The sequence below is a fragment of the Ruminococcus flavefaciens genome, from assembly GCF_900143025.1.
In the GTDB taxonomy this organism is placed as follows: domain Bacteria; phylum Bacillota; class Clostridia; order Oscillospirales; family Ruminococcaceae; genus Ruminococcus; species Ruminococcus flavefaciens_I.
Genome location: NZ_FRCT01000011.1, coordinates 26447 through 39771, shown reverse-complemented (window position 1 = coordinate 39771; position 13325 = coordinate 26447). Strand labels below are relative to the sequence as shown.

Here is a 13325-nt window from a genome sequence, read left to right as displayed (position 1 = left end):
GACGGAGCAGCTTGCAGAGCTGCCTGATTTATGCTTTTCACTTCTTAGACGTTTAAAAATACAAATGCTCTCACTCTTCAGAAAAATATTTATCTTTTTACAGGGGGGTGCAATCATTTAACAAAACAAGCCGTTCTGCATGGTACAGAGCGGCTTGTTTTTGCTGTATTTACTTAGTATGCAAGGACTGTGTTTATAATTCCCTGATAGAGATATCCTGTCTGGCTTGCAAAATCAAATCCGAAAGCCGCAGGGTTCTGGAGCTGCATAACTATTATGTATGAGCCGTTTGGCTTGTATTCCTCATAGTTGGAATAGGTTATCTTTTCGCCTGTGCGGTCGTAGATGTTTTTCAGGCAGCCTGTGATGTAAAGGTAATCGCCTGCACCTGTTTCGGCTGTGCCCGTTTTGGCGTAGAATTCGTAGTTTTCGGGGATATAGAGCCCGAGATTTCCTGCAACTCCGCGCATACCTTCGAGGAGATTGCTGCGGCAGTTCTCGGGGATACTTCCCAATACCTCGTAAGGTGTACTGCCCTTGACTGTCTGGGTGTACGGGTCGTTGGTGTCAACTACCTGCTGCAATACGAAGGGCTTTACCATATCGCCAAATATAGCCTCTCTGCCGAGAGCTGCAAGGTAGATAGGACAGGTGCGCACATAAGCCTGTCCGAAAGCGCTTCTGCGCAGGTCGTCGAGACAGTATATCTCGATGTTGTTCTCAATAGGTCCGAAATCGCACTGTATCGGGGCGCAGAAATGGAATATATCATTAAGGTCTGCAAGCACCTGTTCTGTGCCAAGCTGGTCGAAAGCCTTTGCAAAGAAGATATTGCTGGAATTAACGAATGCAGAAGTAAGTGTCCTTTCGGGAACAGGATAATAGCCTGTATCGTGATCCCAGTTTACTATGGTAGCTCCGCTATCCACCCATGTACCGTCGTCGTAAAGAGAGGTTATACCGTTTTTGTCGGCAATGACCTCAGACATTATCTTGAAGCATGAACCGGGGGAAGCATTCTGGAAAGCCTTGTTTGCAATAGTTCCGCCCATGAGGTTCTCGCCGTATGACGGATCTGCGTCAAAGAGCTCGGGGTCATAATTGGGGTAGGAGACCTCGGCAAGAATAGAGCCGTCAGTCCTCATTACCACAATAGAGCCTGCCATGCCCATATTTGCCATATATGCTGAAAGTGCATTCTGCACGTTTGCGTCTATAGTAAGGCGCAGGGACTGTCCTACATTCGCTTTTCCGTCAACGGGAGAAGGATTGTTTGTCCTGAGCAGGTCGCCGAAAACATCGTCAAAGCCTGCTGACGCTGCACTTATAATATTACTGAATGAATAGCTGTAGCCCTCGCCGTAAAAACGCTGATCCATGTTTTCGTTGGCGTAGGTGCCATATGTCACGAGGTTATAGTTAGTATCGTAAATATTGCCTCTGTAGACCAGTGTTGTTGTAGTTGTGGTCGTTGTAGTTTCCTCTGTTGTCATAGCGGCTTGCGCCCCGTTGTTTTCTTGCTGATCAGAGCTTGAATCTGAGTCGCGGTGGACTGTTACTTGGCCTACTTCCGCTGAACAGGACGGAAACGACAATACCGCAGCTGCTGAAATAAGCAGCGGAATAAGCCATTTACCCCTGAAAATCATTATGATTACCGTCCTTGTACATATTGTATATTTTTTGTGCTTTTTCCACTTTTTACAAGCGGAAAATCTCTCTTTTTTTATTATACATTCTTTTTATGTTTTCGTCAATACGTTTTAACAAAGAATATAAAAAAATTCCCTTCTGCAAGTGCAAAAGGGAAGATTTTACAAAAAAGCGACTTTAATTGCCTGCAATTATGTTGAGAATACCACTGTAAAGTCCTGCTGACTGAGATGCAAATTCAAAGCCGTGAGCCTGTGGATTTTGTATCTCCATTACCAGTACATACGAACCTGTTTCACCGTAGTTATCATAGTTGTCGTAATTCTCCGAGCCTGTACCGTTGTTGTTCTTTGCACAGCCCGTAATATAGAGGTAATCGCCTCTCCACCCCTCGGCAGTACCTGTCTTTGCGTAGAAGCTGTAGTTGCCCTGAGTGTACACTCCTACATCGGAAGCAACATTGTACATACCGTTGAGGAGATTGTTGCGGAGCTCTACAGGTATGGAGGCTATAACATCGTATGCCTTTGAGCCGTCGCCTGTCTTTGTTCTGCCGTCAGCAGGGTCAACGATGCTTTTCAGTACGAATGGAGTGACCATATCTCCGAATACAGCCTCTCTGCCAAGTGCTGCAAGGAAGATAGGGCAGGTGAGCACCTTTGACTGACCGAACGCACTTCTGCGCAGGTCGTCGATATCTTCTATCTCGATATTGTTGCTGAGGTCCCCGAAGTCGCAGTGTATATCGTAAGCATCGTCCTTGCCGAAGTGGAAAATGGTCTGCAAGTCACTGAGGACTGCCTCCTCACCAATAGTATCGAAAGCCTTTGCAAAGAAGATATTACTGGAATTTATGAATGCAGAGCTGAGAGAACGCTGCATAGGATAGCTTGATTTATTGGTCTTGTGATCCCAGTTTACGATAGGGTGATCGTTGCCGAAATCCCATGTGCCGTCGTCCTGTAAGGAGTATACTCCGTGCTTGTCGGATATGACCTCGGACATTATCTTGAAGCATGAACCTGGTTCGTAGTTGCTGAAAGCCTTGTTGCCGTTTTCGCCCCATGCAAGCTCCTCATCGTACTTCTGGTCGGCAATGCTGTTGGGGTCGTAGGACGGATAGTTTACCTGAGCCATTATTGAACCGTCTGTGCGGAGAACAACTGCTGCACCTACCATGTTATTGCTTTCCATGTAGCTGTAAATCTGATTCTGGATATCTCCGTCAAGGGTGAGCTGTATGGACTTGCCCATGTTGCCGTCAGCAGGAGTTGTGAGTATATCCTCAAATGCTGTGTCGTAGCCGTCGGACATTGTTGTAAGGATATTTGCAAAGGACAGAGCATATGCATCAGCGTAAACACGGCGTTTGCCGTCCTCAGCAGTTGAAGCAAGGAGATTGCCCTTGCAGTCGTAGATATTTCCCTTTATTGCAGTACCTGTCGGTGTGGCATCAGTGGCTTTTTCGGCAGGAGATGTTGTGGCTACTTCTGTGGAAGCCTCGGTGGCTGTTGTGGTATCAGCTGTTGCTGTATCGCTTATATTTGCCTGTCCTACGTTAGACGACGAGCAGGAGGCAAATGATGCGGACATTGCTATTGAAGCAGCAAGTGCTGCGATCTTTCTTTTAGTCATTTATTTATCCTCGTTTTATTGTAGATTAGTACGGACTCAGCGTTCCTTACGTTACACTTAATTATTATATCGTATAGAACGGTGTTAGTCAACCGCTTTGAAAAAATCTTTGGAAAATACTTGACTATTTCCCGATAATATGAGATAATAGTAAAAGTGTGTGATTATTAATGAAAGTGAGTATAAATATGAAAAAGTATATCTTTACATTTTTGCTGTCAATGGTGCCTATCTTAGAACTCAGAGGCGGTATCCCGATGGGTGTTGGTATGGGCGTAAAGTGGTATCATGCGGTCATCATCTGTATGATAGGAAATATGATACCTGTACCGTTTATTTACCTCTTTGCAAGAAAGATACTTGAATGGGGCGCAGACAAGCCTGTTATCGGCAAGTTCTTCACATGGTGTCTTGAAAAGGGTCACAGCGGCGGCGAAAAGCTGAAGGAAAAGGCAGGAAAGGGAATTTTCTGGGCGCTTCTCCTCTTTGTCGGAATACCTCTCCCCGGCACAGGTGCATGGACAGGCACTCTTGCAGCAAGCTTCCTTGAGGTTGACTTCAAAAAGACCATTACAGCTGTTACTCTGGGAGTTATACTTGCAGCTATTATCATTACAGCTGCTACCCTTCTCGGTTTCGGAGCATTCACAGCAGTCAAGGGTTAAAAATATGCTGCGGTATTCTGATGAAGTTCAGGGTACTGCGGCTTTTTTGTTACAACTTACAGGACATTAAGATATGATAATGAAAGGGCAGATACGATATGACACATGACGAAATAATGCATCTGATAGACCGTTCTTTGTTTGCAACCATAGGATATGCAGATGAACAGGGCAGACAGAATGTCCGCAGAGTTTTCTGCGTCTGGCATAAAGGAATGGGCAGACATCTTATATCTACAAATACAAGTTCGAGCCATGTAAAAAGTCTCATGCAGCATCCGGAAAGCTGTCTTTATTTTGCCGATGATACTTCATTTGAGGGAATATGTCTGTACGGAAAAACTGTAATCCACTTTGAAAGAGAATATAAAGAGCTGCTCTGGAATGAAGGCGATGAAAAATACTATCCTGGCGGCATAGATGACGAGGATTACTGCATCATGGAATTTATAGCAGACAGCGGAAGATTTTACAGATATGACGGTAAAGGCGATCTTCTGAAAAATGATATTGAGCGTTATGACTGTGGAAAAGAGTTTGAGAACGGGTATTCAAAGTCAGCAAAATAAAAACGTATTATCCTGAGAGCAGAAATGGCTCTCGGGATTTTTTGTAACCTATGGGGACTGAATTTCATATTATAAAATGTGCGGAGGACCTTCGCACGGTTCTCCGCAGCGGAAAGGAGGACTTAGTTATGAATCTCGATCTTTTTGACGACATGGAAGGCATCATACTTCGTGAGCGTGAATCTTCCATGAGCTCTGTAAATATGAGACCTGATATGAACGGAAACAGCGATATCTCGCGCTTTCCGAAAAATACTCCCCTTGCTATGGCGTATGTTCCGCTTCAGCAGTGGGGCGAGACCTATGACGACGACAAGGCACTCAGCAGGGGAACTCTTTTTCCCGATCTTGACCTGCCTTTTTCGGGAGGTGGCGACAGAAAATGAATGAACGCAGAATACTTCTCGGCAAGATAAAAAAGTACGATTTCACACTTAAAGAGCTTGATCTCTATCTCGATACTCACCCGAACTGTAAACGGGCTCTTGCTATGTTCAATAAGTATAAGGAACTGCGGGAAAACGCTGTTAATGAGTACAACAGACGCTTTGGTCCTATAACTCCCGAACAGAACAACGATATGCAGCATTGGGCTTGGATAGATGATCCGTGGCCCTGGGAAAGGAGATAAGATATGTGGCAGTATGAGAAAAAACTGTCATATCCGTGTTGTACATAAAGAGGCAGCTATATGGAAATAGTGCCAAAACAGCCCCGAGGCAGTTCACGGGGCTGGCTTGATATGTAATGGAGCGTTACGGCAGTATCTCCATTCTTTTCATGTGACTTATATCCTGACCTGTGAATGATATCTGCATCAGTGCATAGGCAATGTCAGCTGCGAGCTTTTCTTCTTCCTCTCCGCTGTGTTTAGGGATATGACATATGACCCGAGTGCCGCTGTATTTTGTGCGTAGTACAGCGATAACCTCGGTTTCAGTTTCTGTTTCGCTTATTATTTCGTATTCGGAACGCTCCCACAGAGACAGGAGTTCTTTTTTATTTTTTGCCATGATATTTTGCTCCTTTCGGTCAATTATATGCGGTAAGGCTCGTACCGCTTGACTGTTTATGATTATTAATGTAAAATATCCTTAGATGATGTTTTAATGAAGTGAGCCGCTGTTGGCAGGCTGTTTTATTATAAAAAGGTCCTTATTCTTATACCGCCGGTTACAGGCGGTACTTCATTTTATTGCATATGTGATTTTTTTGAAAAAAAGTGAAATATAATGTTTTGAATGTTGTCTTAATATGCAGAGGACCTCAGGAAAGGAGGCTGACCTTTTGAATGATGCATCAATTATCAAATTACTGTTTGAAAGAAACGAAAAAGCTGTTGAAGAACTGAAACGCAGTTATGAAAATCTGTGCTTCTATATTGCAGGAAATATTCTTTCTCTGAAAGAAGATCAGGAAGAATGCGTGAATTCTGCCTACATGGATGTATGGAGCTCTATCCCGCCCAATAAGCCTGATAATCTGAAAACATATCTTTGCAAGCTTGTGAAAAACTGCGCTTTGAACCGCAAGAAATATAATACAGCTGCAAAAAGAAATCAGAATTTTTCTGTATCTCTTGATGAGCTTTCGGAATGTATACCCGATGGCAAAAGCATTGAACAATCAATATCAGATGAACAGCTCGGCAGGGCAATAAGTGATTTTCTCAGGGCTCAGCCTGAAAAATACAGAAAAGTATTCGTGAGGCGTTACTGGTATTCCGAAACTGTGGAGGATATAGCAGCGTTTTATGATATGAATTCAAAAACTGTGGCTACATATCTTTTCAGAGTCAGGAAAAAATTAAAGGCATTTTTGCAGAAAGAAGGTTTTATTGATGAGTGATCTGAAATTATACAAAGGCATTAATAATATCGACGATGATCTCATCGAAGAGGCAGACTGCCAAAAAAAGCCGATAATACACCACTGCTATGGCATAGCAGCCTCTGCCGCAGCTATTTTTATAGTTGTAGGAGCTTTGGGAATATTCCACACAGCCGGTTCCGTAAGAAAGCCTGTTTTTTCAGAAAACGATGCTATTATTGAGCAAAGCACTGTAGAGGTCACAACTGCGCCGTATGCAATATCCGGGAAGACAACACAGCCCCCTTCTGCGAATACGATCCGGACATCTTCTGTGAAGACAACGCATATGGCTTCTCAATGCACAGCTGCTTCAACTCAGCTCCCTGTTTCTTATTCAAAAACAAGTGTGTTACAAACAAACAGCCAACCCCATACGCAGGTCGTGTCTGCTGTTGCAGAACAGACCGTAACTATCAGCACAGAAACAACAAAGGTTGAAAAAAATGATAGTTCAATTGCTGAGAACTATGACTATGAATTTGAAGGGAGTAAAATTATGAGAAAGTATGCCGCAGCAATAGCTGCACTTCTGGTTGCAAGTAATCCGACCACAGTTGCAAATGCTCAGACCTATGAACCTACAGCCCGTTCGACTTATGATGAAGAAGAGCTGGTGTATTTAAAAGAGCTCGTTGATAAATATGATCTTGACTTGGATATCAACTGCGACGGCAATATTGATATCTTTGATGCATATGCATTTTATCGTGCAGAGAATTCAGGGAATTTCAAAAAATATATCCCTGATTATATAAAGGAAAAATACAATGCTTTCAAAGGAAAGGATCTGTGTGTCGAAAAAGAATCATATGATCCCGAAACAAACGAAAAAACGACGGACAACTATTATTACTCATTTGTATGGTATGATTTTGTACGATACTTGTTTGCTTATTATCCTGTAAGTACGGATTATTACAATCCTAATTACTTTATTGAAAATTGTCCCGATGATTATCATGATACTATTCCGCTTGATATACAAAAGCAAGATATTGATGTATGGGATATCGTATCATTTAAAAAGAATAAGTATTATGTACAGAATGATGACGGAAGCTTCAGAACTGTATGCGCAGACGATTATAAACTATCAAATGGCGAAAATAAGCCTGTCACGTACGATTATTTTCCTGATGAATTGAAATATAAACATGAATATGTAGAGAAATTCGATGAAAATGGCAATGATATTAGTTATTGTCGTTATTATGTATATGATTCTTCCAATGTATATGTGTCACCTATATATGAGTTCATAGATGAAATGCGATATTGGATCCACGGTATAGGACGTGATTACAAAATGGTCAAGGATATTATGGAGGGCGGATATGTTGATGCAGATATCAACTCTGACGGTGTCTTTGATTTTGATGACGTTGTTAAGATCGCTTATGCGTCATATATGATTTTTGACATTGATGATTTTGATTCTTTGTACGTATCTCAGTCTGAATATCCTTTCAATTACCCCACCTTTGATAATTATGATCCTATAACTAAAGAAGAGTATTATAAGGTCCTTGATCTCTGCAAAGTAGCAGCGCATTATTTCTATAATACCCGTTTTGAGTTTATCGGTCAGTATATAACAAAGTATTACCTTACATACAATGAGGTAGACGATAAGTATTTTGATCCTTTATATTATGAAGATCTGGGATATTACGTTCCAAATCCCAATAGTTATACGGATTACGTTTTCGCTAATCTGAGCTATTATGAACAGTTCTCAATAAAATACGGTCCGAATTCATCTCTGAACAGCCCTGAACTATATGAGACACCTGCGCGATACAATTTCACAGCGTCTGAAATAGATGCAGCATTCCCAAAATACTATAAGAATGTCAAAACAGGTGTCCTTCCGAAGCCTGACATTGATCTTGACGGAAAAATAACTGTAGCTGATTATAACATACTATTCAACCTTGATACGGAATACTTTACTCCATATGATATCAGTTATATCGGCACAATGATAAAGAGATATCCCGAACTCAAAGTTAATATCGGTGTTTCACAGGAAGTACGTGATAATTTCGATACAAATTTTGACTTCAACAATAACGGCATAAGCGCAGATGAGCTCGAAGTACAGTGTATGATGATGTATATTCTTCACGACCTTGAAACTCAGTATGATAACGAGGATAAGATGAATAAGGCTCTTGACCTTTTCTATGCTGAACATCCTGAATTACAGTATTATGTGATCTTTAACGATAATATGGAGCATTTCAACCGCAGACACAACAGAGGTTATTCAGGTTACGTTTTTAAGGATGAAGATATACTGAATATTTCAGGTTCTATCGAAACAGTAAAGTACTATAGCAGCTATAGTCAGATATCCTCATTTGATCTCAAAGGAAACGGCGATGCAAACGGTGACGGAACAGTCGATCTTTCCGATGCCGTACTGATAATGCAGTCGCTGGCAAATCCTTCAAGATACGGTGTGAACGGCAGTGATGATAATCATATCACCGAGGAAGGCTGTTATCGTGCAGACGTTGATGGTGACGGTGTTACTAATATGGACGCTCTCACAATACAGAAATATCTGCTCGGGTTATGCAGCATTGAATGATAAGCTCCGAATTAAAAAACAATAACGGCACGGAAATAACCGTGGTACTTATATAGCAGTTTATACTATTTATCGGGGGAAACCTTTCTGAAGAAAGGCTTTCCCCCGAACCCCTTTCCAAAGACTTTTTTAGCTGATTTTTTCTCAGATAGGGCACACCGAAAATAAAAAAGCCCCGCAAGTAATGCAGGGTGTGCCCTATCTGAGAAAAAATAAAACTGAAAGTTTTAGGGAGAGAGTTTGAGAGAAGCCCCTTTTTCAAAAGGGGTTCTCTCAATAAATACTACAAAACTGCTATATGGGTATCGAGGTTATCCGTGTCGTTTCTTTTTGCAGATATGCTGTGCTATACTTTGATAATCGGCAATATACTGAAATGAAAGGAGTGGGAATATGAAGGGATACTGTGTATACCTGAGAAAGTCAAGGGCTGACGTTGAAGCTGAGGCACGGGGCGAGGGAGAAACTCTCTCTCGTCATAGCAATATGCTCATGGAGCTTGCAAAAAAGCAGGATCTCAACGTTGTAAAGATATACAAGGAGATAGTAAGCGGAGACAGTATAGCTGCCCGTCCGCAGATGCAGTCTCTGCTGGCAGATGTTTCCGAGTGCAGATATGCAGGAGTTCTTGTTGCAGAGATAGAGCGCCTTGCCCGCGGTGATACGATAGATCAGGGGATAGTCGCACAGGCTTTCCGCGAGTCCTCGACAAAGATAGTAACTCCCGCAAAGACATACGACCCTGACAATGAATTTGACGAGGAATATTTCGAGTTCTCACTGTTTATGAGCCGCCGTGAGTACAAGACTATAAAGCGGCGTATGCAGGGTGGCAGACTTGCTTCGGTGAAAGAGGGGAACTACATAAGCTCGGCAGCTCCATACGGTTACCGTAAGGTCAACCCTGAGCCGAAAGTGCATACTCTTGAAATAGTTCCCGAGGAAGCTGAGATGATAAGGCTTATGTACAGCCTGTATCTGGAAGGGCACGGAGCGAAGTACATAGCAAACGAGCTTGACCGTATCGGTATCAGTCCGCAGAAAAGCACGTCATGGGAGCCTTCAAGCATAAAGAAGATACTCTCAAATCCTTTATACTGCGGAATGTTGAGCTGGAAAACGAAGTCCGACGGCGACGCGCTCTACAAGGGAAGGCATGAGCCTATAATCACAGAGGAGGTCTTCCTCGCCGTTCAACAGAAAAAACGCACAGATCCGGCTGCTCAGCTCCGCCCGAATGACAAGCTTATGAATTATTACCACAATATTCTGTACTGTCAGAACTGCGGACATCAGATGAAACGTCGTTTCATTGCAGGCAGCGGTCACGAGCATATGCTGTGCGCTTGCAGGGAATGCAGAGGAAAGGTGGTAAGCTCCACTGTTGAAGCGGTAGACGAGGCTGTAATAGCTGCTTTACGCTATCGTATCACGGGGCTTGAAAAGCTCAGATACAGCGGAGCTGACGAGAAAAGAAGCAAGCCCGACAAGAAAGTTCCGCTTATGGCAGAGCTTGAAAAGGCAAAACGTCAGCTTTCAAAACTGTACGACCTGCTGGAAAAGGAAATATACGATACTGACACATTTCTTGAACGCTCAAAGAAAGTGAATGACAAGATAAGGTCGCTTGAAGCTGCTGTCAGGGAAACGGAAATCGAGAAGAAGCCGTCGCAGCTCCCGCCTGACGAGGCTGTAAGACGACTGCAAAATGTCATAGACAGCTTTTCTGATTCAGCTCCTGAAGAAAAAAACAGACTGCTCCATACAGCATTAAGGAGGATATATTACTATAAGACTGAGAGAGCGAGCAGAAGCAACCCGTCCTCAGACCTTTTGCTGAGTGCGGAATTTTTATAATCTCTGTGTACAACAATGATGCCGTAATAAACTTCAATACCCTGTAAATATAAAAACTCCTAACGCTAAGCTTGCTAAGATAATTATTTCACAGCTCGGCGGACCTGACGGAGAATTGTCTGCTTCTCTCAGATATCTCAATCAGAGATATGCAATGCCTTACGGTGAGGTCAAGGGTCTTCTGACTGATATAGGCACCGAAGAACTTGCGCACTTTGAGATGATCTCGGCTATTCTTTATCAGCTTACAAAGGATCTTTCCATTGAGGAGATAAAGGCGAGCGGTTTTGACACTTATTTCGTAGATCATACAACAGGCATATATCCTGTTGCAGCATCGGGAGCGCCTTTTACAGCAGCATATTTCCAGTCCAAGGGAGATATCATCACCGACATTCAGGAGGATATGGCAGCCGAGCAGAAAGCCCGCACCACATACGATAATATACTTCGTCTTGCAGATGACCCCGATGTCCGTGATCCTATCCGTTTTTTGCGTGAGCGTGAGATAGTGCATTACCAGCGGTTTGGTGAACCGTATCGTTCAAAGTGCCGCATAAAAATTCCCCTGATCGTCTGGCGGGAATAGTTCCTAATACCGATCAGGGGGATATTATTCTTTAAAAACGCTCAATAATCCTTATGAGCTTTGCATACAGAGCATACCTTTTCGATAATGCCCTTGAATTCTCCGCCGCAGTATCTGCATCTGCCGTTTTCCATATTTATCGGCTCCTGAGATTTGCAGTATGCGGGAAATGCCCAGTAATGCTTCTGTATCTTGCTGTATGAAACATTCAGGAGTTTAGGACAATTAAAGAAGGTTGCCGGATTTTTACCGTATTTATAAGGGTTGCTGCCCTTGTAAAGCTCTGTATCGCCTGCAAAGGTGACCTGCTCAAGACTTGAGCAGTCTGCAAAAGCAAAAGGATAAATTGCCTTGACACTTTGGGGAATTGATATTTTTTTCATCTTTGAGCAGCCTCTGAATGCCTGATTTCCGATATATTCAAGAGTATCGGGGAGATTTATGCCGCTGAGTGCAGTGCAGTTCTTGAATGCGTTCATTCCTATTCTTTTGATGCCTGTTGCGGTATCGCCGTCCGAATGCATACATTCAAAGTTTACGCTTTCAAGGCTGGTACACTCTGCAAAAGCGAAGTCCTCAATTGTTTTCACTTTTTTCGGTATACTTATGAACTTCAGACTTGTACAGCCCTCGAATATCCTCCACGGGAGAAGCTCGATATTCTTTGGGATATTGATTGATTCAAGACTTGTACAGCCTGTAAAGGCACTTGCTTCCATATTGAGTATGCTGTCTGGGAATTTTATGTCTTTAAGGCTTATACAGCCGTTGAATGCATCTATATCTATAGTTTCGACGCCCTCAGAAATATGGATGGTGTGAAGATTTTTACAGCCCGAAAAAGCTCCGCCGCTTATTACCTCAACGCCCTTTGGGATAAAGACTGTTTCTATATTGTTCATGCCCTGAAAAGCTGCTTCACCGATAACAGATATACCGTCGGGAATTCTTACTTCCTTTTTGGTATAGCCGTTGTAGCGGACGAGAACACTTCTTTCCACCACGAAGTCACTGTCATAAGTGTATGGAGCCTTTGTCATATCAATATCATTGGCGGCATTATCGTTGAAGCTTCTTATAGCCTTTTCTACGATAAAAGCCTTGCCGCAGAACGGGCAGACAGAAGCGTCCTGTGTTTCGTCAACAGCCAGAAATCCGCCGCATTTATAGCATTTGCCCTGTACATACATTATGATCCGCCTTCTTTCACTCATTTATTATCTGCATCGTTACATACTTTTAACTTTATATCATTATATCGCATTTTTATTCATAAGTCAACACAAATTTTGTTAATTAATGACAAATCATATTGTGCTGCAAAGTTTGGCTGGAAATATACAAAAATACTGCCCATACACAAGTATGTATGAGCAGCAAGGGAGACTTACATTTCTGCAAGAGCTTCTATATCCTTAGCCGAAGGATTTACCTTTCCCTCGGTTATCTGCGAATCCGGTGCGCTGACTTTCAGGTTTTCAACAGTTTTGCCGAAGCCGCTGCCGCCTGATGTGGCAAAAAGAATGATCCGCTTTCCCGAAAAATCATAGCTTTCAAGGAAGGTGTTGATTATAGTCGGAGCAATGTACCACCACACAGGGAAGCCAATATATATCGTATCGTGATCCCTGATATCAGCATCGGTATCTGCAAGGGCAGGACGGGAACTGTGGTCGCTCATTTCAATGCTGCTGCGTGACTGCTTATCCATCCAGTTAAGGTCGGCTTTGGTGTATGGAACGGCAGGACGTATCTCGTATATGTCCGCACCTGCGGCAGCAGCAAGCTTTTTTGCAGTTTCAGCAGTCTTGCCGCTTGCCGAAAAATATGCTACCAGTTTTGTGCTCATGTTATATTCCTCCTTAAAGTAATTTTTTGTGTATCTGCTG

The 13325-nt window shown here is 42.8% G+C and carries 12 protein-coding genes and 1 pseudogene; 8 read left to right on the top strand and 5 right to left on the bottom strand.

What is annotated here, in order from left to right; genetic code table 11:
* Window positions 1–173: 173 nt before the first annotated feature.
* On the bottom strand, window positions 174–1493 hold the full coding sequence (locus BUB28_RS11605) for a penicillin-binding transpeptidase domain-containing protein (protein ID WP_242939989.1): 1320 nt from the start codon (window positions 1491–1493) through the stop codon (window positions 174–176).
* 337 nt (window positions 1494–1830) lie between these two features.
* Window positions 1831–3288 (bottom strand): penicillin-binding transpeptidase domain-containing protein, encoded by a 1458-nt coding sequence (locus BUB28_RS11600; RefSeq protein WP_072951596.1) that lies wholly within the window; start codon window positions 3286–3288, stop codon window positions 1831–1833.
* A gap of 188 nt (window positions 3289–3476) precedes the next feature.
* Here BUB28_RS11600 and BUB28_RS11595 point away from each other — a divergent pair, with 188 nt between their 5' ends.
* The 4 genes from BUB28_RS11595 to BUB28_RS11580 all read left to right on the top strand — a co-directional run bounded on the left by BUB28_RS11595 (window position 3477) and on the right by BUB28_RS11580 (window position 5153).
* Window positions 3477–3953, top strand: a complete 477-nt coding sequence (locus BUB28_RS11595) for a COG2426 family protein (RefSeq protein ID WP_072951595.1) — start codon at window positions 3477–3479, stop codon at window positions 3951–3953.
* A 98-nt stretch (window positions 3954–4051) separates the two neighbouring features.
* On the top strand, window positions 4052–4522 hold the full coding sequence (locus BUB28_RS11590; RefSeq protein ID WP_072951593.1) for a pyridoxamine 5'-phosphate oxidase family protein: 471 nt from the start codon (window positions 4052–4054) through the stop codon (window positions 4520–4522).
* Window positions 4523–4650: 128 nt separating this feature from the next.
* Window positions 4651–4908 carry a spore coat associated protein CotJA gene (locus tag BUB28_RS11585; protein ID WP_242939988.1) on the top strand — a complete coding sequence of 86 codons (258 nt, stop codon included), beginning with the start codon at window positions 4651–4653 and terminating at the stop codon, window positions 4906–4908.
* Window positions 4905–5153, top strand: a complete 249-nt coding sequence (locus tag BUB28_RS11580; protein ID WP_072951592.1) for a spore coat protein CotJB — start codon at window positions 4905–4907, stop codon at window positions 5151–5153. Before BUB28_RS11585 ends, BUB28_RS11580 begins: the two co-directional genes overlap by 4 nt.
* A gap of 124 nt (window positions 5154–5277) precedes the next feature.
* Here BUB28_RS11580 and BUB28_RS11575 read toward each other — a convergent pair whose 3' ends face one another.
* Window positions 5278–5535: a hypothetical protein gene (locus BUB28_RS11575; protein ID WP_072951590.1), complete on the bottom strand. Its 258-nt coding sequence runs from the start codon at window positions 5533–5535 to the stop codon at window positions 5278–5280.
* A 274-nt stretch (window positions 5536–5809) separates the two neighbouring features.
* On the opposite strand from BUB28_RS11575, the gene BUB28_RS11570 reads away from it, so the two are divergent.
* The 4 genes and pseudogenes from BUB28_RS11570 to BUB28_RS11555 form a co-directional block, all read left to right on the top strand.
* Complete coding sequence (locus tag BUB28_RS11570; RefSeq protein WP_072951588.1) at window positions 5810–6370, top strand: RNA polymerase sigma factor; 561 nt, start codon at window positions 5810–5812, stop codon at window positions 6368–6370.
* Entirely contained in the window at window positions 6363–8990 is a 2628-nt protein-coding gene (locus tag BUB28_RS11565; RefSeq protein ID WP_072951587.1) for a dockerin type I repeat-containing protein, read from the top strand. The genes BUB28_RS11570 and BUB28_RS11565 overlap by 8 nt, the downstream gene beginning before the upstream one ends.
* 393 nt (window positions 8991–9383) lie before the next feature.
* Window positions 9384–10847, top strand: coding sequence for a recombinase family protein (locus BUB28_RS11560; protein WP_072951585.1), 1464 nt, complete (start codon window positions 9384–9386; stop codon window positions 10845–10847).
* Between the two features lie 28 nt (window positions 10848–10875).
* Window positions 10876–11436: pseudogene (locus tag BUB28_RS11555) on the top strand (manganese catalase family protein); the annotation flags it as partial.
* Window positions 11437–11477: 41 nt separating this feature from the next.
* On the opposite strand, the gene BUB28_RS11550 reads toward BUB28_RS11555, so the two are convergent.
* Complete coding sequence (locus tag BUB28_RS11550; protein ID WP_072951582.1) at window positions 11478–12626, bottom strand: leucine-rich repeat domain-containing protein; 1149 nt, start codon at window positions 12624–12626, stop codon at window positions 11478–11480.
* A 197-nt stretch (window positions 12627–12823) separates the two neighbouring features.
* Window positions 12824–13285, bottom strand: a complete 462-nt coding sequence (locus tag BUB28_RS11545) for a flavodoxin (RefSeq protein WP_072951580.1) — start codon at window positions 13283–13285, stop codon at window positions 12824–12826.
* Window positions 13286–13325 lie beyond the last annotated feature (40 nt).

Bases quoted from the DNA above. Each gene is read 5' to 3' on its own strand.
- BUB28_RS11545 (WP_072951580.1), bottom strand. From the start codon at position 13,285: ATGAGCACAAAACTGGTAGCATATTTTTCGGCAAGCGGCAAGACTGCT.
- BUB28_RS11580 (WP_072951592.1), top strand. From the start codon at position 4,905: ATGAATGAACGCAGAATACTTCTCGGCAAGATAAAAAAGTACGATTTC.
- BUB28_RS11600 (WP_072951596.1), bottom strand. From the start codon at position 3,288: ATGACTAAAAGAAAGATCGCAGCACTTGCTGCTTCAATAGCAATGTCC.
- BUB28_RS11590 (WP_072951593.1), top strand. From the start codon at position 4,052: ATGACACATGACGAAATAATGCATCTGATAGACCGTTCTTTGTTTGCA.
- BUB28_RS11560 (WP_072951585.1), top strand. From the start codon at position 9,384: ATGAAGGGATACTGTGTATACCTGAGAAAGTCAAGGGCTGACGTTGAA.
- BUB28_RS11575 (WP_072951590.1), bottom strand. From the start codon at position 5,535: ATGGCAAAAAATAAAAAAGAACTCCTGTCTCTGTGGGAGCGTTCCGAA.
- BUB28_RS11585 (WP_242939988.1), top strand. From the start codon at position 4,651: ATGAATCTCGATCTTTTTGACGACATGGAAGGCATCATACTTCGTGAG.
- BUB28_RS11565 (WP_072951587.1), top strand. From the start codon at position 6,363: ATGAGTGATCTGAAATTATACAAAGGCATTAATAATATCGACGATGAT.
- BUB28_RS11550 (WP_072951582.1), bottom strand. From the start codon at position 12,626: ATGTATGTACAGGGCAAATGCTATAAATGCGGCGGATTTCTGGCTGTT.
- BUB28_RS11595 (WP_072951595.1), top strand. From the start codon at position 3,477: ATGAAAAAGTATATCTTTACATTTTTGCTGTCAATGGTGCCTATCTTA.
- BUB28_RS11605 (WP_242939989.1), bottom strand. From the start codon at position 1,493: ATGACAACAGAGGAAACTACAACGACCACAACTACAACAACACTGGTC.